We start from the raw sequence: 23581 nt of genomic DNA on the forward strand, positions 1-23581 counted from the left end.
GGTTATACGGCTTAACTTGTGCCTTTTAGATCGCGCTCTTTTAAAAAACGTCTCAGGGTGTCTTCCAGCGGATCACCCATCCGGAATAAGTAATACCCTATCCCAAGATTTAAAAGAGTGGACCGCATTTGCTCCATATCGGAATGTATACGCTCCAAATAAGCTTTCCGCGCCTTTCCCGGATCTACTTCAACCCGCATTCCGGTTTCTAAATCTTCGAACATGAGGGGCTGCTTATGTGAAAACTCGAGTTCTTCCTTACCCATGATACGACACACGACCACTTCGTTTCGAGGGGATTTCAAGCTGCGTATAAATTCCAATAGCTCTCCTTCTTCCTGATAAAAGTCTGTAAAAAATAAAATCAACTCCCGGCCATCTCCTCCCGACAATTGCCGGGCAACCCGATCGCGCTGCGGCCATGTTCCTCCAGGCTCCATTCCCACCAAAGTCGTGAGCAACCGGTTGAACTGGCGACCGCCAGTTCGCGGATACAAGGCAGCCTGCTGCTCCTTACCAATGGCATAAAGTCCAATTGAATCGCCTTGTTTCTGAACTGTGTACGCCAGGATGGCTACCAGGGCACGCACGTATTCCCACTTGGATAGTTTATTTTCCCGATGCAGCATGGAAGCACTGGCATCGAGTACAAATTTTACAGTAACCAGGCTCTCCCGTTCACTTTCCTTGATAAAGTAGCGTTCGGAACGCGCCAACATTTTCCAGTCCAGCAAGCGCGGGTCGTCTCCGGGTTGGTAGGCTCGGTACTGACTGAACTCCATCCCCGGGGCAGGACGGACACTGCGAATTAATCCTGGGTTTATGGTATCTGAAATTACCCGCGCCAACAGTTGCAGGCCAGCTACGGACCCCAGTAATTCTGGTGTAAGAAGCTCCTGTTGTGCGCTTGTTGCCACTGCTTATCCCTTTTTTAGCGCTGTAGCAGCCAAAATTTCCCGGGTAACCGCATCAGCATCTACCCCTTCCGCTTCGGCACGGAAATTTACCAGTACCCGGTGGCGGAATACCGGACCAGCTACCGCTTTGAGATCCTCGGGATGCACGGCCATGCGACCTTGCAACAGGGCATTGGCCTTAGCGGTAAGGATCATGGCCTGACCGGCACGCGGTCCCGCACCCCAGTCTACCCATTTCCGAACAAATTCCACGGAAGAGTCTGCCGGTCGGGTGGCGCGCACCAATTCACTCACATAAGAAACCAGGGCATCGCTAATGCTTACCTCTCGCACCAACTCCTGCAGGCGAAGAATATCGGCGGCGCTAATGACTTTCTTCAATTCGGTAGCCTTTGTACCTGTTGTAGCCTTGAGGATCGCAGTTTCTTCCCCAGCTGTGGGATAGCCGATCTTGATGTACAAGAGGAAGCGATCCTGCTGCGCTTCGGGTAGCACAAAGGTCCCCGATTGCTCGATAGGGTTCTGGGTAGCCAGGATAAAGAATGGCCGCTCCAGGGGATAGGTCTGATCTCCGTAGGTTACGGAGTATTCCTGCATCGCCTCGAGCAGGGCAGCCTGGGTCTTGGGTGGTGTCCGGTTTATCTCATCGGCCAGGACAATATTGGCAAAAATCGGCCCCTTGTTAAACTTAAAAAACTTCTTACCCGTGCTGTGGTCTTCCTCCAGAATTTCCGTTCCCAGAATATCGGTAGGCATTAAATCCGGAGTAAACTGAATCCTCTTGAATTTCAGGTCTACGGCTTCTGCAAGGGTTCGGATCATCAGGGTCTTGGCCAGTCCGGGCACCCCTTCCAGCAGGGCATGTCCGCCGGCCAGAAAGGTAATGAGCAACTGATTGATTGTGGCTTCCTGCCCAACGATTACTTTACCAATCTCCGCTTTGAGGTCGGTAAGCTTGGCACTCAGGGTTTCTACTTCACTGGCAATAGCCTCCAGGGATTCATTCATTTTATTACTGTTTACTACGCAGACCGTAGTCGATTCATATTCTAAGCGGTAAGGGCGTACAAAACAATGTTGACCCCAAACCGTGTATTGTCAATTTTGTACCAGCGTTTATTGCGGAAATCATAGTCCCACTCGCAACCGTAATCCTTATTGCTGTACAACACCCCGATACGCCCGTCGATTTCTATAGCCTTCAGGTAGTCGTGAACCAAATCGTCTCCCCATCCATTCAGTTCCTGGGAGGTTGTAGGCGGACCATCCTCAAAGTCAAAAAACACCGTATAAAGCGGATGGTCATTGGGAATTTTTTTCAGGGCATCATTCCCGAATATTTCCGCCATCTGCCGCTCGAAAGACTTTGCAAACAGACCGTCGATATCGTGGTTGCAGTCATCGGCAAAAACGAAACCCCCGTTGCGCACATACTTTTCAAAATTCTCCTTTTCCCGGGGGGTAAATTCTACCAGCTTGTGGCCGGAGATATAACAGAACGGACTCTTAAAAAGCTCCTCACTACTCAGCGGAACAATGCGCTCGAGGGTATCTACCCTGAGGGTGGTGTACTCCACCAGGGAATTCAGCAGATTCGAAGGCATGCGCTGGTCCACATCCCAGTCCCCGGATTCGTATTGCAGGCGCGTAAAGAAGAATTCGTTATTCATAAATTAAAAACTGGTTGCCCCGTCAAAAGGACAACCAGTTTAAAAGCTTCAACCTTAATTATACCGCATCGGAAAGACTGGTAAAGGTAAAGTCCCGAATTTTCATGTAGGGAATCAGGTTTCCGTTAATCCGCACCTGTTTCCCGAGCGTTTCGAGATTATTCAACATAATTATCGGGCTCTCATTGAATCGGAAATTCTTGACCGGGTGTTTGATCTTTCCATTTTCTATGTAGAAAGTTCCGTCCCGGGTGAGTCCCGTATAGAGTAAGGTCTGTGGATCCACGCTTCGGATGTACCAGAAACGCGTCACCAGGATTCCTTTTTGGGTACTTGCAATCAGGTCCTCCAGACTGGCGTCTCCACCTTCCATGATTCCTCCTTGTGGGAAAGGAACCGGCTCAACACCTTTCTGTTCGGCCCAGTAGCGGTCATAGGCGAGATTCTTCACCACGCCATTTTCCAGCCACACCGTCTTTTTGAGGGGTTGGCCTGCACCGTTCCAGGTAGCCGTTGGCACTCTTGGATCCAGGGGATCCGAATAGAATGAAACGCGCTCATCGACGATCTTTTGCCCCAGCTTGTTTCCTCCATCCGGAGCAGACATAAAGCTACGACCTTCATCGGCCTGACGGGCGCTGAATGCCCCCACCATATTCTGCAACAGTCCTATGGAAGCTGCTGGCTCGAGGATAACTGTATACTTCCCGGGCTCAATTGCCTGGGCTTCTCTGGACATCACCGCTTTGTCGATCGCTGTGCGCGACGCTTCGGCAGCATCGAAATTATCGACATCGTTGAAATCCCGGGTTACCCAGCCCGAACCAGTTCCGTCGTTACTGCGCATAGTAACCGTGAAATCCATGTTGGTGGAGCGGTTGTACGCGAATAACCCCTTGGAATTGATCATGGCGCTAAAGCCTTCAGAATCGTTAAAGAATCCGGCAGCAGTCACATCCTCCGCCGCAGCGGGATCAATACTGCTCTGTGCAACTTTGGCCCGGTATTCCGGGGTAATGTTGGCGGTAGACTCCTTGTAAGTCAGGGAGTCGTCGTATTCCTGGGGCCCCAGGGGCTCCATGAATTCCGGGTTTTCCGGGGATAGTCTTGCCAGCTCTTCTGCACGGCGCACTACCTTTTCCAGGGAGGCATCGTCGAATTCGTTGATTGTAGCTGTACCCGATCTTTTCCCGAAACTGGATTGAACAACCAGGGTCTGGTTGGAATTGTATCCCGCCGTGGACACCGTATTCCGGGCATAGCGGATATTCCCTTCATTGCTTCCTCCCAGGTTGATCTCGCAGGTATCTGCCTGAGAAAAGCTAAGGGCTTTTTCAAGAATGCTTCTCGCTTCTTCTTTTGAATAAATAGCCATTGTTAAAATATTTTGAGAACCGATTAAATGGTTCGTCCTGTATTGATCACATTTACGTCGTTGAATCGGGCAGTAGAACTCCCGTGGGAAACCGCGCTCACCTGTGAAGGCTGGCCTTTACCGTCAAAGAAGGACCCGAACATTCGGTAATCGTCCTTATCGCAAATCTTTACGCAGGAATTCCAGAATTCCTGAGTATTGGATTGGTAGGCGACATCTTCCAACATACCGGCGATTTCTCCATCTTTGATTTCAAAGAAGACGGTTCCACCAAACTGGAAGTTGTAGCGCTGCTGGTCAATGGAATAAGATCCCCGACCGGCGATATAAATCCCCTTCTCAACGTCCTTGATCATATCGGCAACAGAATATTTTTCCGTTCCGGGTTCCAGGCTCACGTTAGGCATACGCTGGAATTGTACATCGTTCCAACTCTGTGCATAGCAGCAACCGTGAGAAGCGTTCTGATCGATCATGTGCACCTGGTCGCGAATAGCCTGGTAATTCACCAGGACTCCGTTGCGCACCAGATCCCATTTCTTGGTTTTAACCCCTTCGTCGTCATAGCCTACAGCTCCGAGGGATCCAACCTGTGTTTTGTCAGCAACCAGGTTTACGATATCACTACCGTATTTGAAGTCTCCTGATTTCCATTTGTCCAGGGTGGCAAAACTCGTTCCGGCATAGTTGGCCTCGTATCCGAGAACCCTGTCCAGTTCCAGCGGGTGCCCTACAGATTCGTGGATGGTGAGTCCTAAGTGATTCGGCTCAAGCACCAGGTCGTATTTACCGGCTTCAACTGACTTCGCAGTGAGTTTGGCCTTGGCCTGTTCCGCCGCCATCTTGGCATCTTCAATGATGTCGTAGCTGTTACGGTAGAGGTTCATTCCAGCTGGACCCGCTACTTTTTCTGAATCCAAACCATCCATATACTCAAAGCCCATTCCTACCGGAGCACTGAGGCCCTGGCGACTTTTGAATTTTCCGGCAGCGCGATCCACTGCGGTTACGTTGAGGAATGGCCAGAGACGGTGTACATCCTGATCGATGTAGGATCCATCGGTCGAGGCGAAATACTTTTGTTCGTTCACCATGAAAAGCCCGCTGTTTACAAAGCTGGCTCCAGCTTCCATGGCAGCGGCATTTGCGCTGAGCAGCAAGTCGGCCTTCTCGGAAATCGGCACTTCTCGGAAGTCTTTTGTAATTGGTGTTTTCCAACTGACCTCCCCATGGGATTCCGTAGGGGCCAGGACTACTGGTTCTTTTTGCAGGATGGCATTGGCCTTGGCAATTCCAACGGCCTGGTTGGTCGCCTCCTGAATTCCTTTTTCCGTAACGGTACTGGTACTGGCAAAGCCCCAGGTCCCGTTGACAATTACGCGAATTCCCACCCCGAAAGATTCGGTATTAACGACGTTCTGAACCTTGTCTTCGCGCGTGATCACGAATTGATTCAGGTAACGTCCGATACGGGCATCGGCATAAGAAGCACCGAGGGATTTGGCGGTGTTAAGGGCAACATCCGCCAGTTGCTTTTTAAGTGCAACATCCATTCTAGGGGCAAGGAGGGCTTCCTGGGAAATCGGATTCCCCATAAGCAGTGAAGGCATCATAAGCGCCCCACTTCCCAACCCGGCATATTGCACGAAGTCTCTTCTTTTCATGTGTTCTCTATTGTTTGAAATTAGTCCGACTCGCGAATTCTCCGGAAAGAAAAATATTGGGCAAGCCTTTAAGGTACGTCCTATAGGACGTGCACTACCCCCAGAATGTTACAGGAAGCCCCTAAAAATAAAAACCAGACGGGAGGAATTCTGTTAAGTTTAACTTAAAGAAGTGGAAAAAATAAGCCTATATGGAAAACTGTTATCAAATCGACTCGAATTTAATCTTTCATTACAGCTATCCTACCTCCCGAACTCTTGGCACTGAATTCAGGGGCATACATGCTTTGAATTTGGGAAATACCACTGGCAAAATTCCCGGGATTATTAACTCTTAAATCGTATTCAAAAATGAAAGTCCCTCTGGGTAGTCTATCGAAGAAAAAATGGGTCGCCACATCTCTTGTAGCCTGATAATAGCCCAGCCCATTACGCCAACGATATTCGGAAAGCACATCTACCGGTTCCAGGCCAGATCCCCGCAAATCCTTCAAATGAACAAATTCTAGATCCTCCTTGGCCCAAATTACCAGGCGAACTGTAACCAGATCTCCTACTTGCAATGTATTTTCCTGGTCAATCTTCTGTAGACGTTCTCCTTGCGTACTTCGGGTTTTCTGATAGATCTCCTTTTCGACTTGCAATGGTCCCTCTGAATCGGAAGTTACCTTATCGATTTCCTCGTAATACTGCCAATAGGCCCCTCCGAATCCAGAGACCGCTGATGTATTGTTAATCGTAATTTTTGCCAGGGATTCGTCTACTTCCTCATTATCCCATCTAAGCTGAAAATACCCCGTACCTGCTTCCTTAGTCACTTCCTTCAGCTTTGCCTGAGGTATCTGTCCGCTATTCAGTTTAATTTCCATACCATCCCGTACAGACAGCCAATCTGTACCATTCATTACCAGGGCATATATTGCTTCCGAAGTAGCCTTAGTAGTAGACCATTTATGGGTCCTTTTATTTTTCAAAAGCCACAGTTTCATGCCATCAATCCAGGCATCGGATGCCCCAAATTCGGCAAATGTCTCAATCAGAAGTGCCTGGGTTTCCACTGGAGCTTCATACCAGGAAGTGCCAGCAACAACTTGTTTCCAATAAATCCCATTGGCTTCACTTTCTACTGCTTGTTGCTCCAGGCTTTCCACAATGTTTCTTCCTATTTCTGCAAAACCATATCGTTTCATAACCAGGGCGGTTAATGCCTGGTCATACACAGACCGGGTAATCCAATCATTCTTCAGGGTATCCAGATAAACATTTACCACGGCTTTTAAAGTTCCTGAAAGCGGTTGTTCCTCCAAATAAAAACTACGTGCGTACAAAAAGTGTATATCGGAATGATCAATACCATCCAAGACAATCGTGTCCTGAGTCTCCGGATCAATAATAGCATGCAAGCGCTTGTTTGAGTTCCCTACATTGTCTCCGGATAAAAGTCTGGCTTTTCGTTTTTGCGCTTTTTCAACAATGGAAGTATCGAGATAAGTAACGGCCTCTTCAATAACTCTCTCCAGCCGATAATCCTCCTCAGTTCTTATATCCAATTTCTTCAGGTGGCCATACCCTGCAACGATATGCCGGGTAACAAAATCATTCTCGTCACCTCCTGCAAACCAGGGAAAACCACCGCTTTTCAGTTGAAGTTCCTTGAGTTTACTAACCATTTCCTTTTGGACATCGCGGGTGTTGCCTTTCTTGAATAGCTGGCCTAAACGGGCCTGCTTCTCCTTCTCATCGAGGGCCTCTTGAACCCAGGGAGATTCTTCGAGTAAGATCGTTTTTAGACTTTCATTGCTTTCCAGGGGACGGGTGGAAATCTCCTGGTCTTCCCAACTGGCAAAAAGCGTCTCCATTTCAGGATTCTCATCACGAATATGAGAAGCTATGGCATTGGCATAGAACCTGGAAAAGGTCTGTTCAGCACACTCATGGGGAAATTCCATAAGGTAGGGAAGAGCCTTAACAGCCATCCAGGCCGGGTTCGATGTATATTCCAAGCGGAATCCAAGACTTTCCAGGGAAGGCTTTCCGTTTTGCTCAAGTTGTGGGAAAGCAAGGGTAGTTTTTTTTCCGGGTTGAATCCAGAATGGTTTGGATTCCGTGATCATCAATCGATTTGATAGTACTGGAATAACTTTCAATTCTCCGTCGCTTTTTTGCCCTGTTGTAGCCACAGTTTTGATCTCCAGAATCTCCAGGTACTCCGGCACCACCAACTCCCATTCCAGATTCTGACTGGCCCCTGGATCGAGGGTAAACGATTGTTGTCTAAGATTGGAACTAACATTGGCATTGAGCACCTGTCCGGTAACATCTTCCAATGTCAGACCGTTCATTAATGTAAGTTGGGCAGTTCCTTGCTGAGGTAGTTCGGTGAGGTTGCTCACTTTAGCAGAATACACCAGGGTATCTCCTGATCGAAGGAATCTGGGATAATTAGGAACTACTGAAATATCTTTTCGCGTGACTGCCTTATGTTCTAAGGCCCCAACATCGAGTTTACGGGTGTGCGCTAATAACATTAGACGCCAGCGGGTAAGCGCTTCAGGCGCATTGAATTCCAAACGTACTTCTCCTGATGCGTCTGTCCTGAGTTGAGGCATGAAAATTGCCGTTTCGCGCAAATCACTCCTTGGCCCTACGTTTTCTAATGCCCGAGCGCCTTGTTTGGTTGTAATCACGATTACCCCATTCGCCCCGCGTTCACCGTATAATGTTGCAGCACTTGAGCCTTTCAGCACGTTGATATCGGAAATATCTCCGGGTTTCAGCAAAATCTCATACTGTAACTGAGTCATAGGAACACCATCTACTATGATCAAGGTGCGATCATTGACAGATACTGAATTCATTCCTCGAATAACGACATTGGAGGCAGCTCCAGGTGCACCGCTAGTCGCCGAAATTGTAACTCCACTGACCGTTCCTGTTAATTGACGGTCAATATCATTGACTACCTCCTCGGCCTCGTCATAAACTACAGTATAACCCAACGCATTCTTTCTGCGCTGAATTCCGTAGGCAGTAACGACAACTTCATCCAGTGCCTGGGCATCCTCGGAAAGGGAAACATTAACCGCTTGCGATTTCTTGACCGATATCGAAGTACTTGAGAATCCGAGGTAACTAAAGATCAGGACGGAACCCCTGGGGGCATTCAGGGTATAAAATCCATCAAAATCTGTCTGTGTTCCCAAGGTGGTGCCTTGCACTATAACATTCACCCCAGGCAAGGGCAAACCCATTTGATCGGTAACGATACCACTAATATTTCCTTCTTTGCGCGGTTGAGCGCGTAATTTTTCCCGCCTTAGCTTATGCAAATATCCGGAAGTCTCGTAGGTACCCTTGCCAAAGTTCAAGCCAAACCATCCTATTTCAGGAAATACCGGTAAGGGTGGAAACTTGAATCGTCTTCTATCCCTGTTGAATATCCGGAAATAAGAAGTATTGAAAGAGCCATAGGTATCGACCCGAGGGGCGGAGTTATTGTCATAGTAATAGGAAGTGTTCAGGTCAGTTGGCCATGAATTCGCTTTGAACTGATCTAATGAGGAATCGTATAGGGAAGCCAGCACCTCTGCGTTGGCCGCAGCCCCATTGGAATCGGTGATTCTAAAGGACCAGGATTCCGGGGTCCCTGGAACAAGCTTGTCCCGGAAACTCAGGGTTTCAATATTCAGTTTTTTGGGAGCTTCCGGAAAATTAACGGTAACCTGATCCTGGAAAACCATATTATTCCATACGTAGTAGAGATTGAATTCAATCCGATCCTTATACTCCGGTGATACCGGAATCCCTACCTGTTGTTTGCTGTCATTCAGCGTTCCACTGTAATTGAATACGAGCTTCTTCTCGTAGTAGGCATCGAGATGGAAAGTAAGTGCCCTGGCAGGGGAGGCAAATTCCATCAGTATGAATCCATCCTCCTTGAAATCAACATTTAATAAGTTGTAATCAAAGCGTGTGTCCATAGTAACAGTACTACCATTTGGATCGAACAGATCGAACTGGCGCTTAAGGTTTACGGTATCCTGCCGAGAATCAGAAGCCATTAGCTCAATGCGATAGGTTCCCGTTTCCCAATCCAAAATTTCAGGTATATCTACTGTGGCTTCTCCATCAATAACAAGGTCTGCGGTATAGACGATCTGGTCAACAGGCCAATTTTCTTTTAGGTCCAGACTATCGTAGGGCTCATAAGGAAAGGCGCTACGGTATTCTTCCCTGTTAAGAGTATGCACTTCTACTGTTTGCCAGGGTTTCTTTCGCAGTACATATTTCGGTTCACGCAACTTATGAATCTTAATGCTGGCATTGGCCTTGGCTTTGCCGCCATTTAAATTCCGGGCTTGCACGGCAAAGCCTTGGGTTTGTCCTTTGCGCCAGGTAGGTTTCAGCAGCAATTCGGCATTTAAGTTATGGTCGCCTGCTTGAACAAAAATTTCTCCTGTCCGCGTCTCGCCATTGATGTCCGTTACCTCGGCCAGGACCTTAAAGCTGTAAACTCCTCTGTCCTTCGGGACTAAGGAAGAATCTGGCAGGGCTCGGAATGATAGCTCAAAAATTCCCTCCCGATTGGTCGTAGTTTCGCCTTCCGCCACAATCGCTGTAGGGGTTTGCATATGGTAGAAGTTTGGCAATCGGGTAACCGAATACTTCACCAGAGCGCCATCGATACCAGCTCCCAGGAACGCCTTGGCTTGTCCACTTACCAGGATGTCGTCCCCAAGAAGTACATCGGCAGTTATACTATCCATCTGCACCTCAAAGCGGGGCCTTTTGTATTCTTCCACTGAAAATTCAGTCTCCGCCCAATCAAAATCATCTACCTTATACCAGTACGGATCGTCATCCCCATCTTCATTAAAGTCCTCGTCCAGTTCAATGCTGAACTCCCCGGTAGCAATTGTCCTGGGTAATTTATAAGAGCCGTGAACCGAACCATAATCATTGGTTTTCAGCCGAAACTCCTTAAGCTCCTGGTTGTTTGAATCATAAATGACTATAGTCACCCAGGTTTTTGGAACGACCCGCGTTTTGCGCTTACGGGTTTCAATCAAAAGCCCTTTAAAAAAAAGCTCCTGGCCAGGACGGTAGATTGCCCGGTCCAGAAAGACATAGCCTTTAGCTCGGTGTTCTTCATCTTCATCGTACCGACCATTGCGAACAGGTAAATTCTTATTTGAATGTAACAGACTGTCTCCTTCAAGGGCGATCAAAATATCCGGACGGTAACCTTTTCGTTTCCTACGCACAACATACCGTCCCTGCTTATCAGTTCGTCCGGCCTTAAGCGTTTCCCCCTTATTCAGGATCGCAATCTTTGCCCCTTCCACGGCAACGCCTGTCTCCCTGTCCAGCACCCGGAGTTCCAATTCTTTTTCCCTTAAGGTGCTCAGTAGCGACAATCGGGTTACCCGAAGTTCCTGGTAGGCCAGAACATCTGCCAGATTCACTAATTTGTCCCTTTTACCTGCAATGACAATGTAATTTCCAATGGGCAGCGGAGGCAATCCTAATTCTGTGGAATAGCTGTAATAATCTGTTCTTTTTTGAACCTTATAGGACTTGACAATGCTAACCGAGCCGGATTGAATATATTCCAGGAGCAAACTATCATTGGACAAGGGAGTTGTATTGCGCGTTGGGATACCTCCCCTGAAAACGAAAAGATGAAGGGAATCCAAATTTTTGTATTCCACCCGGGTAAGGAATGGCTTATTAGGCAAGACCTGAGATTCCATTTCTATACTCACATGGAGCTGCTCTATTTTATTCTTTAATAGCGTAGCGCGAAGCCCCCCATCACTATTGGGATACTGTTCGATTATATCAGTGCAAATTTGATGGGCACGCACCCGATGCCCGGCAAGTGATGCTTGCATTTTAGCATTGTATCCTTCAGAAATCCGAAATAAATCCTCAGCCAGGCGAAAACCCAAGAACGAAGCCACCTCGCTTTTCTGAAGCCGCTTCCACGCTGATTCCAAACTAGCCTGGTATAGTTCAGCACGATTATCCAGCGTACTGTTATCGCGTACATAGCCCAAACGTTCATTTAGTACGTAAACATAGGCCAGCGTATCTTTCTCCTTGTGGAATGCCTCGAGTTCCTGCATAATTTTAAGTGCCGGAATTTCAGAAAACAAGCTATCCGGAGTATTGAATTCCAAAGCACCAAAGCCCCCTTCACTATCAAAAAGTTCAGGAGATTTCATAAAGAATCGCTCCGCAGGTCTGTCCACATACCAACGATCTACCTTAAAAAAATCAAGAGCTCTATGGGCTAGTACATCGAATAAGGTAGGACGCGTATCTAAATCGGCCTGCTTGTCTGCAAGGAGTTGACTGTAAAGAGCAATATCTATTTGTTTCAGGGAGTCGCTTTTAGAAAGTGACTTTTGGTAGGATTTACCAATTTGCAGGACTAAGGTCGTTGCATCCCATTGTTTGAAATCAGCATTCGATATGGTATCGGAAAGCGCTGTGCGATTACGGACCTGGTAAAGGTTTTCCAACAAGTATTGCTGAAGTATCCCGGCTTGGATCGAATAAAGAATATTTCGCTCTGGAAATTCGGCTTGGGCAATAGCCTCTTCCAATTCGCGAAACACAGTCTCCTGGGCATTTTCCTCCAGGTGGAGAATAAATTTGGATCGAAACAGGAAACTCTTCAGGTGATTCCCCGATAGCTCAGGGGAAATCGATGGATCCTGGTTAGAAAGCCTTTTTTGTTGGATTACCTCAGCAATGGAATCTACCAGGCTGGCAGCACTTTTAAATTTACCTTCCAGTTCCAGTGAATCTACACGCTCCCATAATGCGTTAAAATCCTGTCCCTGGATAGAAATGGTTGAGAAAAGGAAGACTACAGCTAAAAGCAGGACTCGGGTCATGGTGGTTATTTTCCTTCAAGTATTTAATTAATGGCCAAATTCCAAAAGGAAAATGAGCGAGCAATAGCGATCAATTCGGGAACGGGCTTACTGAAATAGTGTTGGTTTACGCTAGATACAGAAGGCCATTTTACTCTATAAACCGATAATCATTATCCTCGAATACGACTTCCCCGGAGGAATTTAACTCCTCGTAGAGATAATACAGGCCATTCTGCGTCTCTGCATATTTGCTGATTGCCTTGCCTTCCCAATTATCGGCCAGCCTGCCGAACTCATTATATCGGCGGACCTCCAGGTCCATCCCAGAGGGCGCCAGGGTATATTCGTAAACCGCAGTGCCTTCATTATCGCTGGTAGGATTCAGGGAGGTGTTGAAATAAGCGACTTTCACGATTTCCCCGACGGGGGCCCACTCGTAAACCAGTTTGTGATAACCCGATGGCCCACTTACCGGCTGGCTCCTCTCATCGTAATATGAAAGAGAAACCAAATGCCCCAATTCATTCAGCTGCCTTCGTTGTAAGGCATAACCCGAGTAATTATTCGTAATACGCCCACGGGAATCGATATTTACAACCCCGGTGGCATAGTCCCTCTTGTTCAATAAATAGCGTTGCCCGCTGATACCACTCGCATTGATGGTTCGCCGGCCACGGCCATCAAAATACAGTTCCTCGAACAAGGTACCGTAGGTATTGTAGCGATAGCGCGTTGTAGCAACCCCAGGAATCGGTTGATCTTCCAAATCATATTCATGCACGGCAGTGACTAAACCCGTTTCGTTGTACTCCATGGTTGTCTTGTGGGTTCCGTCTAATGCAACAGGTTTATCGTCGGTATCAAAATATCGGGTGGCAACTACATTTCCCTCGGAATCGTATTCCCAACGGGTCAGCGCCACGTCTCCCTTATTTGCTAACGGGCTTCCCAGGGAATCCAGGGTATGTTCACTCAGGGTGTTCCCCACGTCGTCATAGGTATATTGGTGGGCCACTACCCCATCGGGCTTGGCCATGGGTAATCCCAGGGTATCCAGGTAAATTTTTCTCGCAACCTGCCCTTCGGCATTCAGTACCTGCTTAATGGCGGCTACCTCATCATCATTAGACATGAGGTTCCCATAGGCGTCGTAGTTATATTGCAGGGTAATGCTGTCCCCTTCATACGCATAACGGGTGGCTCCCCAACGATCTTCGGTAAACTTCAGTACATAACCCGGGTAATAACTCGCTTCGAAAGCCAACTTCCCATTGTCCCCATATTCGTAGACTTTCATGAAGTAGTCGTCATTGGCTACAATGGGGTCGCCAGCGGCATTTAAACGTTTAATACTGGTCTCGCGGCCCTTTAGGTCATAGGTATATTCGTAAATTGAAGCCCCGTTGTTATCATAGGTAGGGTTCCCTTCTTGGTCCAGGGAACTGACCCTGGAAATCTGACCGTATTCATCGTAGTCGTAGGTAAGGTGATAATCGGATAGATACACCGCAGGAGCCCCGGATTTATCGAATTTACGATAACGGATTCTTTGGTTCTTTTTGTTGTATTCCCACTGCCTGCTCGCAATAAATTCGTCGTCCAACACCGGGCGTCCTGCCCGATCGAGGTAGCGGGAGTAAATGGTCCGGCCCCGTTTATCCAGGCGGCGTTCCTCAAAATATATCGGGCCCTCCTTGGGAACGATTTCTCCTTTTTGATTCCGGGAGACGGATCGATAGGTGGAATCGGGTTGTAACCTCCAGCTTATTTCATATACCCCATCCTGGGCTATCCGTTGGTCTTTATCATTAAAATACTGGGAGGTTATGCGACCGGTAGAATCTACCTGGGTCCGAATTATAGCACTCATCAATTTCCGGGTATATACTTTGTCCTGATTTTTGTAGTGCACCTCTGTAATTCCTCCTTTTTTGCGGTAAAGTTCCACCACAGCGGTTCCGAAATAACCGCCATTGGTCACCTCCCCGTTGCGATAAAAGGTAATGGTGCGATTCCCGCGACCTGAGTATTCCACTTCATAGGTTTCTCCATTGGGAAATTCAGCAGGCCCAACAGGCAGACTGGTCAGGAGTTCCTGATCCATTGTAAAATAGATGTGCTTGTAGTACTGGGCACTGCCCCCGGCAAACTGATGGTAGTTATACATGTTCTCTTCGGCAAAATTGGCAGTTTGCCGTAACCAGTCGTCTATTTGGGCTTCCCAGGCCTGCTGGCTATGGTATTTTACACTGTGATCAGTCTCGGTGTCATAGGCATCCTGCAGGCTGTCCAGCTTGCGGTAATAGCGCTGATGCATCTCCTTCAATTTCGGAGTAGACAAGCCGCCCAGGCCGGTTTCCAAAACTTCCTTGCGCATTAAACGGGCGCAGTATTCGGTAATATTGAAGTGGTATTGCTCGTGTCGCAGCACGTCGTCATAGGCCTCCATTCCCTCCAATTTCTCGGAAAAATCGGGATCCATATAGGCATAAATACTCGGGTTGGAATCGGTAATGACATCCGGACTGGCAATTCCCGAATAGATGGAAGCGGAATAGCCACCTTCGATGCTGCCGACCTGGTAAAAATCCTCCCAATTCACCTCCCGTTCCGACCATCTGACGATACCTTTTTCCTCCTGCCTTGAATTGGTAAAAAAACCAAAAACGAACAGACTAACCAGCAGGAAACCTGAGACGGGAAGCGATTTCCAATTCCAGGGTTCGCGGGCAGGCTGCTTGCGCCAAATAAGATAATAGGATAGAAAGGAAAGGGTGGTGATGAAAAACGTTGCGATCAGCAGGCCAAAACCGGCCGCAGCAAAATAGAGTACGCCGCTTTCGGAGTCCCTGAAAAAGCCGGTAAAGAGGAGAAGGATTAAGGTTAGGCCGGCCGAATAGCCCAGGTTGCAAAGCAGAATGCGCCCGGATAAATGGCTCGTTTGCTCTCCCGTCCCCAATGCGACTAAGGCGACCAGGTTAACCGCGTAGATCATAAAGACCACAAACAGAATCCTTAGAAAAACGCCATCCGTCCAAAACAAAAAGACCAGGGCTAGTAATAGAATGGTCAGGATGGGATAGGGAAGCATGTCCCGCAAAATCCTGCGTGGCGAATAATCAAAGTCTTGGGAGTCCAGCATTCAGGAAGTAATCTCAGGTATTTTCATAAAGATAGTATTCCCGAAAATTATAAGAAATTTCTTTCTGCAAGCTGGTCAAATAATAGGTGAATGGGCTGGTTTAATCCGGTTTTTAGGAAATCAGCCAAGATCAAAATCAAAAGAGTTAAGGAATTCGCTTTCACATTAGCATATTTCTTTAAAGCATTGTTTAACCCTAAAATCACAAAAACATAATGAGTAATAACACAAATACTGCACTGGGAATTTTAGCCGGAACCGCCATCGGAGCAACGCTGGGAATTCTGTTCGCCCCTGATAAAGGCTCGGTAACCCGACGTAAAATTTCAGAAAAGGCGACAGAAACAACTGATGCAATCGGCGCCAAAGCCATGGAGGTAAAAGAGGCCATTGTAAGTAGTGCTCAAGACCACAAGGCATCTATGGACGAACGAATTTCTGAGTTGGTCGAAGATGGCAGCTACAAAGCAGAGGATTTGATTACTGCCTTGGAAACCAAGTTGGAGGTACTCAAGAAAAAGAATAAAAACCTTCGCTCTGCATAATATGTCTACAGAAGTTCAATCACATCATGAGCCCGGTACCCTGGAGCAAGGCAAACGCTATTTAAAAGCCAGCAGGAAATATTATGATTTAAAAATATTCCAGCTACTGGCTACCCTCTCAACCTCCTTAGTTGAGGCGTTGATTGTTGGAAGTTTGCTGTTATTCGCAGCTGTTTTTGGCGCAATCGCCGGCGCCATTGCCCTGGGTGACCTCTTGCAAAATCCTGCATTGGGATGGATCCTCGTAGCACTGGTATTCATTGGCCTCGCAGGCCTTACCCTTGCTTTGAGGAAGAAGTTGTACCGGCCAATAATTCAAAAATTGTCTAAAACCTATTTTAGTTAAGATGCGCATATACGATTCCCTGGAAGAAATAGAACAAGACCTCAGAGTCTATGATCTGCAACGTCAAATAGCGGTAGAAGAAGCAAAGGCCGCTGGCCTGACATTTCAACAACGCTTTATACCCAATAACTTAACTAGTATGGTACTAAAGCTTGCCAGAAGGTGGGGAATGGTTTGGCTTATGAGGAAGATTGCTTCTTGATAAAAAATAACCTTGAACCTAAAAAAGCCCATCAGTTTTGATGGGCTTTTTTTGATAATTACTCCGGCTTTGAGGCTTGCCGGTGCAATTATTTCGGGACAGAGAACAACCTTAATTATCTAAAAAACCAGATTCGTGTGCCTGTTTCTCTTCATTCCAGGAATGAAGTATCGCGTCTTCTCGCTCTTGCTGCCGGGCATCTTTCTCATTAATCCACAGCATGTAGACAATGACGCCCAGCGCTAGCACTGATAGTATTCCGATAAAAATAGCAATTTCCATATCTCAAATTTAATCGGAGATTGCCGAGAATCGGGTTGCTATTAGACGAATCATTGACTCGTTTATCACTTATTATCAGACACTTAAACTTAATAAAATGTTAAATCAAGTATTCTGGATTGAACAGTTTACACCTGAGATACGGCCAATGGATCCGGAGTAAAGCGCAGGTAAGGTTTTACTTCCTCTACCCCCTTGGTAAATATTTCCCGGGCTTCCTCAGTAGGAATGGAAGGGCTCACCACTACTTTCTCGCCGTTCTTCCAATTGGCAGGAGTGGCTACTTTGTGATAGGCAGTCAGCTGGAGCGAGTCCACTACCCTTAAGAGTTCATAAAAATTACGCCCGGTGGAAGCCGGATAGGTAAGGATGAGTTTTACGGTACGATCCGGGGCAATGATAAATACCGAACGCACGGTGAGCTTATCATTGGCTTTTGGGTGAATCATGTCATACAACTCCGCCACCGTTCCGTCGTCGGCCACAATGGGAAAATTCACCACCGTATTCTGGGTTTCATTGATGTCTTTAATCCACTCGTGGTGGGAATCGATCGGGTCTACGCTCAGGGCCATCATTTTTACGTTGCGCTTTTCGAATTCGTCTTTGAATTTGGCAGCGGTACCGAGTTCGGTAGTACAGACCGGTGTAAAATCGGCAGGGTGGGAAAACAGTATTCCCCATCCATCTCCCAGATAGTCGTAAAAGTCCAGGGTGCCTTGTGAAGTTTCAGCGGTAAAGTTCGGGGCAGTATCCCCTAATCGTAGTGTTGCCATGATATTTTATAGGATTTCTTGTTGCTAAATTTTATTACCCTACAAAACTAATAGATTTAATATGTTTTGTAAAAACCACCAGGTTAAATGTGTATTAAAATTGTAGCGGATAAGCGGTTACCAACAAAGATTTCGGCAAAACCCGATTTACGTTTATTGAACAATTACTATTTTCATGTCCCTAACACAAAACCAGCTATTTACTGTCCTATGAAACCAAAATTCACATTCCTGCTGATTCTTGCGATCTTGCTCACGCAAAGCTGTTCCACCTACCTCACCCATTTCGAAAATGTCAGTAACACCAAAGAATCGTATAACAAGATTCTCGTGGTAGGTCGTTCTAAGGATAATACTGCCCGCGCGGCTTTCGAGAACGCTGTCGTGAATGAACTTGCTGCCCGGGGATATACGGGGGTAGCCTCTTTTAAAAACCCACAGGTGCTGGACATTACCCGGGAATATTCCGATAGTGAGCTGGCGACTATAAAAGCCAATCTGCTCTCCGCAGGTTACGACGGGGTCATCGTTACGCATTTAGTTTCGGCTGAAGATTATACCGAAGTACTACCGGGAAGCGTGAATACCACCTACATTCCCACGCGGGTCGGACGGTTTGGTCGCTACATCTCCTTTTACCCGTATACCACCTGGGAACCGGACGATTATGTAAGTGGAGTGCGCTATGTTTTTGAAAGCAGCCTCTTTCGTCTGGATGCCAATACCACAGAAAATATGCAATGGGTAGGTCGGTTTGAGTTCAAGGATCCGATGGATATCAGGAAAACTGTAGATAAATACGCCAAAGAACTGGTAGGTTCCCTGGCCGAAAACAATATGACGCGATAAGGACTATTGCGCCTCGGTTCGCTGCTGCAAAAACTTGCCCACCACTACTGCGGTGATAATTACGAGATAAAACTGTCCTGCCAACCCAATAAACATAGCCGCTTTCTGGGCCAGTGCGGTGATGGGCAGGATATCCCCATAGCCGATGGTCATCAGGGTTATGAAACTGAAATACATCAGTTGTTCGGTTAAAGCACCTGTAGAGGTCCCTGAATTTTCCGCCACCAATCCCTGAAATGAACCCGGGTGTACCAGCTCAATGCTGAGGCAAATGAAAAAGCCGATCAGCCCTAGGCAGATATATCCACTGGTTAAGCCATAAATAACATTGCGGCCTACTTTTTTTGCGCGCCACACCTGCTTAATAATTTCCACTGCGACTAAGAGATAGAAGGAAAAATATCCAGCCATACGGACCAAGCCAAGCCCTTCAGAATCGGGTTCCCCAGAAGCGGATAAAGCAAAAATCAGCGTGCTCAGGGCAAGCACGGCAATCCCAAACCACATCATAGGGGGTTTTCGGGACAGCAACAAAACTCCGGCCGCGAGATTCAACAGGAAAAGCACAGGCTCCAGGACCGTTTCGAAAAAAGCAGCCGGTACGACCAGGGATCCGAATAAGATGGCTACCTGGGTGGCCAGGAATATTTCGAAACGTCTATGGTACCAACGGGCAATCAAGATTCTGCCAGCAATGCAGGATCAAAGTCGTAATCCTTGTAGTTTACTTTGTATACTGCACTGTAAAAAGTCGGGATGAAAATCAGGGTAATTACCGTTCCGAAAAGCAAACCGATCATGATGCTTACGGCCATGCCTTCCCACATCTCACCCCCGCTCAAATACAGCGGAATCAGACCGAGTACGGTGGTAAAAGTCGCCAGCAAAATTGGACGGAATCGCTGCAAACAGGCCATGATCACCGCATCCTTCTCAGAGCGCTGCAGGACCTGCTGTTCCACCTCCATCCGGTCTATGAGTACAATAGCATTGTTGATCACTATCCCCGCCAGGGAGATTACCCCAAGGAATGGCATAAACCCGAACGGCTCCTGAAAAAGCAAAAGCCCAATAACTACCCCGATTATGGCCAGGGGAATGGTCAGGCAGACCATGGTCATTTTACGGAAGGAATTGAATTGAATGATTAGCAGCAATACAATGATAAAGCCCGATAGCGGCAGGTATTTGATTACCGCCCCCATATTCTCGGCGGTGTTTTCGGCATCTCCCCCGAACTTATAGGAATAATCCGAATCCCAGGAAGCACTTTGCTCGTCCAGCCAGGGAGTAAGTTCCTGGGTAATGGCGGAGGCATTGGCCCCTTCCCGCAATTCGCTGGACACAATCACGGTTCGGTTTATATCCAGGCGCTTGATCTTACTGTACTGCCATTCCGGGACAATAGAAGCAACCTGCAAAAGCGGAACGCTTTTCCCGGAATTCTGGGCGTAAACGTTCAGGGTTTCCAGGGCTTCCAGATTCAATTGCTGACTGGCATCACTGCGCATGACAATCGGGATAGATTTATCCTCTTCCCGGTATTCCCCGGTCTGGAAACCATCGAGGACCGTTTGCAGGGAGGTGGCAATATCCTGGTTGGTCACCCCTGCCGACTGGGCCCGCGTTTGATTAATGTCAATTACGAATTTCTTACTCTTGGGGCCCCAGTCGTCCTTGATATTCTTGGTGCCGGCTATCTCGGTTAGGCGTGCTTTTATCGTAGTGGCGATATTCGCCAACTCATCGGGATCTGGCCCGGATACTTTAACTTCAATTGGGGTACCCCCACCTCCGGAGCCCAATAATCCTACCTTGATGTCGGCATCCGGGAATTCCCGGAAACAAAATGCATCCAGGCGAGCTACCATCTCATTGTTATAAATGAAATCCGAGGTATTTACCAGAACGTGGGCATAGCTGGAATTGGCTTCATCCGGGGAGTACCCAAGGTCATAGGATTCAGGTCCCTCTCCAATATAGGCCGACCAGTCTACAATACCATTGGGACGCTCCGCATTGACCTGCAGGGAGTCTGTCATGAATTTTTCGATCCCCAGCACCACATCGGAAGTGGTTTCGATTTGTGTCCCCAGGGGGAGGTTAATATCCACAGTAATCATGTTTCGATCACTGTCGGGAAAGAAGACAAAAGCCACCTTGGTAAAGCCGTAAATAGCCAAGAAAAATGCGACGAATATGGCGATCAGTACCGGCCACTTATTCGCCAGGGCTTTAAGGATTAAGTTCTTGTAATAGCCCTTTAGTTTATTAATCGTACGATCAATGATACTCTCCTTTTGCTCAGCCTTCGGCGTCATTTTTAAGAAGAGGTAACAGAAAAGGGTGATTACGGTTAGTGCAATGATCCAGGAGGAAAGCAGGGCCAGGGAAATTACCACAAAGATGGGACCGACGATGTCGCCCATGGTAGACTCTGCCAGGTAAAAGGACAGGAAGGCGGCCGAGGTGGTCAGGGTGGAAATCAGCAGGGGCGTAAACAGTTCCGTACAGGCTTCAATAGCGGCCTGCTTTTTGGGAACGCCTTGTTCCAATTTAACCATTATCGTTTCGGCCACCACAATGGCATTATCCACCATCATTCCCAGCGCCATGATCAATGCGGCCAGCGTAACCTGGTTCAATCCCATATTGATAACCCCCATAAGCATCAGGGTCATGACTACCACAATCGGAATGAGGCTGGCGATTATGGTCCCGGAACGCAAGCCCAGGAAAACCAGCATTACAAGAAGGACAATACCTATGGATTGCATGAGATTCACGACAAAGTCGCTGATCTTTACATCGATGTAAGTATCCAAAGACGAAAGCCTGCCTAATTCCAGGCCAACGGGTAATTTTTCCCGCCACCGATCCAGGACCCGATCGATATCTTCACCAAGGGCAATAACATTGGAACCATCCTTCAGGCTTACGTGCATGGATATGGCATCGCGCCCATTGACCCGAACCTTTTGTTTCGGCGGATCGATATACCCCTGAGTAACTGTGGTAATATCGCCGAGGGGCAGCAACTGCGTGCCGTTGGCTCCAACCGGTATCAAGGTTTCCCGTATATCGTCTATGGAATTGAAATTCCCGGTAGGCTCGAGGATTATACGCTCCTTGTCCAAATTGATTTGACCCCCACTACTCAAAATATTAGTGGTTGTAATGATGTTTTGCAGCTTGCTGGCCGAAAGGCCGTATTCCTTTAGTTTGGCATTGTCGAATTCCACAAAAACGCGTTCGTCCTGAACACCCCCCAATTCTACCTTGGCTGCATCGGGAAGCTTAATCAAGGCATCCTTGATGTCATCGGCATAGGATTTCATTTCGGCATAGGAGTAGCCATCAGATGTGAGGCCTACGACTATCCCATAGACATCACCGACCCCGTCGTCCTTTAGGTCCGGTTTCACCCCATTGGGAAGGCCCTGAATGCTCGCCAGCTTCCTGCGCAAACGATCCCAGACAGCTTGCATATCTTCCGGTGCCACCTCATCTTTCAGGGTTACCTGAACCACCGAAAGTTCGGTCCGGGAGGTACTCCCTACTTCCTTGAGTTCGGGAAGTTCCTGAACCACCTTCTCAATCTTATCGGTAACCAGTAATTCCACCCGCTCCGGACTCGCACCCGGGAAGAAGGAAACCACGGAAGCTACCCGCACTGTGTAGGGAGGCATAGAATCCCGTGGCAGGGATTGATACAGGACAATACCGAGCAACATTATGGTTCCCAGTATCGTAAAGGTGATCCGGTTTTTTTCTATAGAAAATTGCGTAAGGTTCATACCCCTGGCTGGTTTTATGGGTTTACTGTAGGCTAACTTCCTGTCCGTCCAACAGGGTTTGCAAGCCCGCTGTGGCTATGAGCTGACCTTCCTGCAGGCCTTCTATTATTTCAAAGCCCGAGGAATTCAGGTTGCCTACTTTTACCAGGTTTTTCTTTACCGTGGCTTTATCTCCTTCCTGTACCACCAAGAAAACAAAGCGGCCCGAACTATCTTCCCCTACCGAGTTGGCCGGTACCCGCAAAGCCCTTTGATGATTTTCGTCTTCGGCAAAGGCAAAGGTTACATTGGCAGCCATCCCTGTCTTTACATCTTCACTGGCTTTATTGAGTTTTACCCGGGCCGGATAGGTAGCCGTATTAACATCGATTGCCGGGGACAGCTCGGTTACCGTTCCCTGGAATTCCTGCTCGGCCAGGGAGGAAAGGGTAATGGCCACGGGCATCCCTACTTCTACCTGATTGATAATACTTTCCGGCAATCCCAGGGCGATCTCCATTTCGGTACCTGCATTGAGCACAGCGATGGTTTGGCCCGGACTGATGTTTTCGTCAACCTCAGCGGTAACGGAGGTAATGACGCCGTCTTCCGGCGCATAGAGAAATCCATAGTTGACCTGTTCCTGCCCTATGGAGACACTGCGTTTGGCCGATTCGTAACTCTGCTGGGCGTTGCGATAAGAGTTTTTGGCCGATTCAAAATCCGTTAGCGAAGCACTCCCCTTTTCATAAAGCACCCGTATCCGGTCCAGGGAGAGTTTTGCAGTATTCATTTGGGATTCCGCACTATTGAGGGAAGTCACGGATCGCTCGTAATTCAGGCGGGACTCTACATTATCCAGCTTGCCTAATAATTGTCCTTTTTTAACCACCTGCCCCAGGCGGATATCGAGCTGAATCAGGATTCCGGAACTACGGAAACTCAGGTTAATGATCTTTTCAGTACGCGCCGTCCCACTAAAGGTGCGCTGCTCAGCGCCATTGGCGTAGGATACCTTTTGATATTCCACGGGGCGGACCAATTCCTTTTGCTCTTCTTTTTCGCCGGCACATCCCAGTGTAGCGAGTAAAAGGGCGGCGGACAGATTCCTTGCGAGTCGATTGAATTTCATAAGCTTCATTTTATAGCA

The 23581-nt window shown here is 47.8% G+C and carries 16 protein-coding genes; 4 read left to right on the plus strand and 12 right to left on the minus strand.

Annotated elements, in window-relative coordinates:
• Positions 1-11 precede the first annotated feature (11 nt).
• From BM318_RS13970 to BM318_RS14000, 7 genes are all read right to left on the minus strand, one after another.
• Positions 12-917 carry a DUF58 domain-containing protein gene (locus BM318_RS13970; RefSeq protein ID WP_092983322.1) on the minus strand — a complete coding sequence of 302 codons (906 nt, stop codon included), beginning with the start codon at positions 915-917 and terminating at the stop codon, positions 12-14.
• 3 nt (positions 918-920) lie between these two features.
• The gene (locus tag BM318_RS13975; protein WP_092983324.1) at positions 921-1925 is read right to left on the minus strand and encodes an AAA family ATPase; all 1005 of its coding nucleotides are present in this window, start codon (positions 1923-1925) and stop codon (positions 921-923) included.
• A gap of 41 nt (positions 1926-1966) precedes the next feature.
• Positions 1967-2587: a DUF4159 domain-containing protein gene (locus BM318_RS13980; RefSeq protein WP_092983326.1), complete on the minus strand. Its 621-nt coding sequence runs from the start codon at positions 2585-2587 to the stop codon at positions 1967-1969.
• Positions 2588-2645: 58 nt separating this feature from the next.
• A complete protein-coding gene (locus tag BM318_RS13985; RefSeq protein ID WP_092983328.1) occupies positions 2646-3962 on the minus strand; it encodes a TldD/PmbA family protein in 1317 nt (438 codons plus the stop codon).
• 23 nt (positions 3963-3985) lie between these two features.
• Positions 3986-5626 (minus strand): TldD/PmbA family protein, encoded by a 1641-nt coding sequence (locus BM318_RS13990; protein WP_092983329.1) that lies wholly within the window; start codon positions 5624-5626, stop codon positions 3986-3988.
• A gap of 221 nt (positions 5627-5847) precedes the next feature.
• The gene (locus BM318_RS13995) at positions 5848-12531 is read right to left on the minus strand and encodes an alpha-2-macroglobulin family protein (RefSeq protein ID WP_092983331.1); all 6684 of its coding nucleotides are present in this window, start codon (positions 12529-12531) and stop codon (positions 5848-5850) included.
• A 130-nt stretch (positions 12532-12661) separates the two neighbouring features.
• On the minus strand, positions 12662-15655 hold the full coding sequence (locus BM318_RS14000) for a hypothetical protein (protein ID WP_092983333.1): 2994 nt from the start codon (positions 15653-15655) through the stop codon (positions 12662-12664).
• 215 nt (positions 15656-15870) lie between these two features.
• Between BM318_RS14000 and BM318_RS14005 the strand changes: the two genes are divergently transcribed.
• The 3 genes from BM318_RS14005 to BM318_RS14015 are packed head-to-tail and all read left to right on the plus strand — an operon-like array spanning position 15871 to position 16748.
• Entirely contained in the window at positions 15871-16200 is a 330-nt protein-coding gene (locus tag BM318_RS14005; protein WP_092983334.1) for a YtxH domain-containing protein, read from the plus strand.
• Between the two features lies 1 nt (position 16201).
• On the plus strand, positions 16202-16546 hold the full coding sequence (locus BM318_RS14010) for a hypothetical protein (RefSeq protein WP_092983336.1): 345 nt from the start codon (positions 16202-16204) through the stop codon (positions 16544-16546).
• Position 16547: 1 nt separating this feature from the next.
• On the plus strand, positions 16548-16748 hold the full coding sequence (locus BM318_RS14015; RefSeq protein ID WP_092983338.1) for a hypothetical protein: 201 nt from the start codon (positions 16548-16550) through the stop codon (positions 16746-16748).
• 111 nt (positions 16749-16859) lie between these two features.
• Here BM318_RS14015 and BM318_RS14460 read toward each other — a convergent pair whose 3' ends face one another.
• Positions 16860-17030 carry a hypothetical protein gene (locus tag BM318_RS14460; RefSeq protein WP_177218320.1) on the minus strand — a complete coding sequence of 57 codons (171 nt, stop codon included), beginning with the start codon at positions 17028-17030 and terminating at the stop codon, positions 16860-16862.
• 128 nt (positions 17031-17158) lie between these two features.
• Positions 17159-17806: a peroxiredoxin gene (locus BM318_RS14020; protein ID WP_092983340.1), complete on the minus strand. Its 648-nt coding sequence runs from the start codon at positions 17804-17806 to the stop codon at positions 17159-17161.
• A gap of 210 nt (positions 17807-18016) precedes the next feature.
• Here BM318_RS14020 and BM318_RS14025 point away from each other — a divergent pair, with 210 nt between their 5' ends.
• The gene (locus tag BM318_RS14025; protein WP_092983341.1) at positions 18017-18655 is read left to right on the plus strand and encodes a hypothetical protein; all 639 of its coding nucleotides are present in this window, start codon (positions 18017-18019) and stop codon (positions 18653-18655) included.
• Positions 18656-18658: 3 nt separating this feature from the next.
• On the opposite strand, the gene BM318_RS14030 is transcribed toward BM318_RS14025, so the two are convergent.
• The 3 genes from BM318_RS14030 to BM318_RS14040 are packed head-to-tail and all read right to left on the minus strand — an operon-like array spanning position 18659 to position 23563.
• Complete coding sequence (locus BM318_RS14030; RefSeq protein ID WP_092983343.1) at positions 18659-19336, minus strand: potassium channel family protein; 678 nt, start codon at positions 19334-19336, stop codon at positions 18659-18661.
• Positions 19333-22452, minus strand: coding sequence for an efflux RND transporter permease subunit (locus BM318_RS14035; RefSeq protein WP_092983345.1), 3120 nt, complete (start codon positions 22450-22452; stop codon positions 19333-19335). The genes BM318_RS14030 and BM318_RS14035 overlap by 4 nt, the downstream gene beginning before the upstream one ends.
• Positions 22453-22474: 22 nt before the next feature.
• Entirely contained in the window at positions 22475-23563 is a 1089-nt protein-coding gene (locus BM318_RS14040; RefSeq protein ID WP_092983551.1) for an efflux RND transporter periplasmic adaptor subunit, read from the minus strand.
• Positions 23564-23581: the final 18 nt, after the last annotated feature.

The sequence above is a fragment of the Robiginitalea myxolifaciens genome (assembly GCF_900115205.1).
GTDB classification, from domain to species: domain Bacteria; phylum Bacteroidota; class Bacteroidia; order Flavobacteriales; family Flavobacteriaceae; genus Robiginitalea; species Robiginitalea myxolifaciens.

What these genes read in the sequence shown, in the direction of transcription:
- BM318_RS13975 (WP_092983324.1), bottom strand. Translation starts at nt 1,925, where the DNA reads ATGAATGAATCCCTGGAGGCTATTGCCAGTGAAGTAGAAACCCTGAGT.
- BM318_RS13980 (WP_092983326.1), bottom strand. Translation starts at nt 2,587, where the DNA reads ATGAATAACGAATTCTTCTTTACGCGCCTGCAATACGAATCCGGGGAC.
- BM318_RS13985 (WP_092983328.1), bottom strand. Translation starts at nt 3,962, where the DNA reads ATGGCTATTTATTCAAAAGAAGAAGCGAGAAGCATTCTTGAAAAAGCC.
- BM318_RS13990 (WP_092983329.1), bottom strand. Translation starts at nt 5,626, where the DNA reads ATGAAAAGAAGAGACTTCGTGCAATATGCCGGGTTGGGAAGTGGGGCG.
- BM318_RS13995 (WP_092983331.1), bottom strand. Translation starts at nt 12,531, where the DNA reads ATGACCCGAGTCCTGCTTTTAGCTGTAGTCTTCCTTTTCTCAACCATT.
- BM318_RS14000 (WP_092983333.1), bottom strand. Translation starts at nt 15,655, where the DNA reads ATGCTGGACTCCCAAGACTTTGATTATTCGCCACGCAGGATTTTGCGG.
- BM318_RS14005 (WP_092983334.1), top strand. Translation starts at nt 15,871, where the DNA reads ATGAGTAATAACACAAATACTGCACTGGGAATTTTAGCCGGAACCGCC.
- BM318_RS14010 (WP_092983336.1), top strand. Translation starts at nt 16,202, where the DNA reads ATGTCTACAGAAGTTCAATCACATCATGAGCCCGGTACCCTGGAGCAA.
- BM318_RS14015 (WP_092983338.1), top strand. Translation starts at nt 16,548, where the DNA reads ATGCGCATATACGATTCCCTGGAAGAAATAGAACAAGACCTCAGAGTC.
- BM318_RS14460 (WP_177218320.1), bottom strand. Translation starts at nt 17,030, where the DNA reads ATGGAAATTGCTATTTTTATCGGAATACTATCAGTGCTAGCGCTGGGC.
- BM318_RS14020 (WP_092983340.1), bottom strand. Translation starts at nt 17,806, where the DNA reads ATGGCAACACTACGATTAGGGGATACTGCCCCGAACTTTACCGCTGAA.
- BM318_RS14025 (WP_092983341.1), top strand. Translation starts at nt 18,017, where the DNA reads ATGAAACCAAAATTCACATTCCTGCTGATTCTTGCGATCTTGCTCACG.
- BM318_RS14035 (WP_092983345.1), bottom strand. Translation starts at nt 22,452, where the DNA reads ATGAACCTTACGCAATTTTCTATAGAAAAAAACCGGATCACCTTTACG.
- BM318_RS14040 (WP_092983551.1), bottom strand. Translation starts at nt 23,563, where the DNA reads ATGAAATTCAATCGACTCGCAAGGAATCTGTCCGCCGCCCTTTTACTC.